This window comes from Ensifer sp. (assembly GCF_035999135.1).
In the GTDB taxonomy this organism is placed as follows: Bacteria; Pseudomonadota; Alphaproteobacteria; order Rhizobiales; family Rhizobiaceae; genus Ensifer.
Genome location: NZ_DASYGZ010000040.1, coordinates 1 through 2,762 on the forward strand (window position 1 = coordinate 1; position 2,762 = coordinate 2,762).

The 2,762-nt window shown below is 62.1% G+C and carries 2 protein-coding genes and 1 pseudogene; all 3 read right to left on the reverse strand.

Annotated elements, in window-relative coordinates; all coding sequences use genetic code 11:
• Window positions 1-633, reverse strand: a pseudogene (locus VGO12_RS03880) (oxidoreductase); the annotation flags it as partial.
• Window positions 634-744: 111 nt separating this feature from the next.
• Window positions 745-1,824: a glycine betaine/L-proline ABC transporter ATP-binding protein gene (locus VGO12_RS03885; RefSeq protein ID WP_327511414.1), complete on the reverse strand. Its 1,080-nt coding sequence runs from the start codon at window positions 1,822-1,824 to the stop codon at window positions 745-747.
• Window positions 1,817-2,704 carry a proline/glycine betaine ABC transporter permease gene (locus tag VGO12_RS03890; RefSeq protein WP_327511415.1) on the reverse strand — a complete coding sequence of 296 codons (888 nt, stop codon included), beginning with the start codon at window positions 2,702-2,704 and terminating at the stop codon, window positions 1,817-1,819. The genes VGO12_RS03885 and VGO12_RS03890 overlap by 8 nt, the downstream gene beginning before the upstream one ends.
• Window positions 2,705-2,762 lie beyond the last annotated feature (58 nt).

A 2,762-nucleotide genomic window follows, 5' to 3' on the forward strand; every position in this document is an offset into this window, starting at 1 on the left:
GACCTGCCTGATCCGCGTCAGGATCTCCCGCGACATCCGTGTACGATTTTCGAGCGAACCGCCCCATTGGTCGTCGCGCCGATTGCACCAGGGGGTCCAGAACTGGTCGACCATGCCAAGATAGGCTGCCCAGACTTCGACACCGTCGAAGCCGGCGTCGCGACATCGCCGCGCCGCCTCGACGAAACCGTCGATCGTCTCAAGGATTTCGGCTTCGGTCATCGGATGCGAGCCGTCGCTGTCGTGATAGCTCGGCCCGCCCGAAGGCGACCAATGGGGGTGGAAGGAGTTGTCGGAATCGCCATGCGCGCCGACGTGATAGAGCTGCTGGATCGCGACCGCCCCGTGCCCCTTGATCGCCTCGACCACCTTCTTGAAGTGAGGGATGACGCTGTCGTCGGAATGGCGGAAATTGCCACGGGTCAGGACGGCCGCGGCGTGCACCGGTATGGGTTCGACGACAATCATCGCGGCGCCGCCGATTGCCCGTTCCCGGTAATAGGCGGCATGGCGTTCGGTTGGCAGGCCCTCGACGGCCATGTTCGCCGTGTGGGCGCCGAAGACGATCCGGTTCTTCAGCTTGTGCGACCGCAGCTTGAGCGGGGAGAACAGCCGGGGAAACTTCATGGACATCGCGCAACTCCGGGCGGGGAGAGGATCGGGTTAGGAAGCGGGCTCATCGTCTCTTCCGGGCGGCGAATACACCGCCCGGAGGCAAAGCAATTGGACTGTCGGGTTGGCGCATCACGCAGCGGTAGCCGCCATCGCCATCTTGCGGTCGCTCGTCTCGTGCGCATTGACCATGGCGCCAGCAAGCTGGCGGAAGGTGACCGTGCCGAGCGGCTTGCCAGAGGGATCGACGACGGTGATATCGCCCTCGGGCGCCGACGCAAGCGCACGCACCGCCTCTTCGACCGTGAGATCGGCTGCAATCTTCTCTCCGCTGCCGGCAGGCGTTGCACCAAGCGGAGCCATGATCGCCCCGACATGCACGACGCGGCCCCGGTTCACCTCCTTGACGAAGTTGGCAACGTACTCGTCGGCCGGTCTCAGTACGATATCCTGGCTCGATCCCTGCTGGATGACCTCGCCGTCGCGAAGGATGGCGATCTGGTCGCCGAGCCGAAGGGCCTCGTCGAGATCATGGGTGATGAAGACGATCGTCTTCTTGATCTCCTTCTGAAGGTCGAGAAGCACCGATTGCATGTCCGTGCGGATGAGAGGATCGAGGGCCGAATAGGCTTCATCCATCAAGAGAACCGGCGCGTCGTTGGCGAGCGCCCGGGCAAGGCCGACGCGCTGCTGCATGCCGCCCGACAGCTGGTTCGGGTACTTCTTTTCGAAACCCTTGAGCCCGACCCGCTCCAACCATCGCATCGCCGTGTCGACGCTCTGCGCACGCGAGACGCCCTGGATTTCAAGGCCGAAAATCGTGTTGTCGAGCACGGTGCGATGGGGAAGCAGTGCGAACTTCTGGAACACCATGGCTGTCTGGTGGCGGCGGAATTCGCGCAGTTCCGCCTCCGGCATCTTCACCACGTCGACACCATCGACGAGCACTTCGCCGGCGGTCGGGTCGATCAGCCGGTTGATGTGGCGGATGAGCGTCGACTTGCCCGATCCGGAAAGCCCCATGATGACCTGGATCGAGCCGGACGGCATTTCGATGTTGATGTCGCGAAGGCCGAGCACGTGCCCGTGGCGCTCGTTGAGTTCGGTCTTGGTCAGACCGTTCTTCACCGCCTCGACATGCGACTGCGCATTCGGCCCGAAGATCTTGTAGAGATGGCGGATCGCAATGCCGCCGAAAGCATGGTCAGCCATGGACGACCTCCCTGTGCTTCTGCAGCCGTTCGCCATAGGCCTGGCTGACACGGTCGAACATGATGGCGATGCCGACAATCGCAAGGCCATTGAAGATGCCGAGCGTGAAATACTGGTTGGCAATCGCCTTCAGCACGGGTTGCCCAAGCCCCTGCACGCCGATCATCGAGGCGATGACGACCATCGCGAGCGCCATCATGATCGTCTGGTTGATGCCGGCCATGATGGTCGGCAGCGCCAGCGGGAGCTGTACCTTGAAGAGCTTCTGCCTGTTGTCGGCGCCGAACGCGTCGGCGGCCTCCAGCACGTCCTTGTCAACCAGGCGAATGCCGAGATTGGTCAGCCGGATCATCGGCGGGATGGCGTAGATGACGACGGCGATCAGCCCCGGAACCTTGCCGATGCCGAGCAACATGACCACGGGGATCAGGTAAACGAAGCTCGGCATGGTCTGCATGACGTCGAGCACCGGGTTGACGACCCGTTGGACCTTGTCGGAACGCGCCATCAGAATGCCGATCGGCAGTCCGATGGCGATCGACAGAACGGTGCAGACGAAGATCATCGAGATCGTCCGCATGGTGTCGTCCCACATCCCGAAATAGCCGATCAACAACAGCGTCACGAGACAGCCCGCGGCGATGCGAATGCTTCTTGTCGCTGCCCAGGCGATGGCGAGGATCAACAGCGTGATGATCGGCCAGGGCGTCTTGGTCATGAACCGCTCGGCGGCGATCAGAAACGTCTGCAGGGGTGCGAAGAAGCCCTCGATCAGATCGCCGTAGCTGCGCGTAAAGCCGCGAAAAGTCTCGTCGATGACCTTCTTCAGGTCTCGAAGCGCGTTGTCGTTCATGTGCGGAAATTGAAAAAACCAGTCCATTCGGTTCCCCTTCTCGAAAGAGCCGATCCGTTCTTCTTGTTATGTCGGCAGGAACGGT

Coding starts and splice junctions, on each gene's coding strand:
- VGO12_RS03885 (WP_327511414.1), bottom strand. CDS start 1,824: ATGGCTGACCATGCTTTCGGCGGCATTGCGATCCGCCATCTCTACAAG.
- VGO12_RS03890 (WP_327511415.1), bottom strand. CDS start 2,704: ATGGACTGGTTTTTTCAATTTCCGCACATGAACGACAACGCGCTTCGA.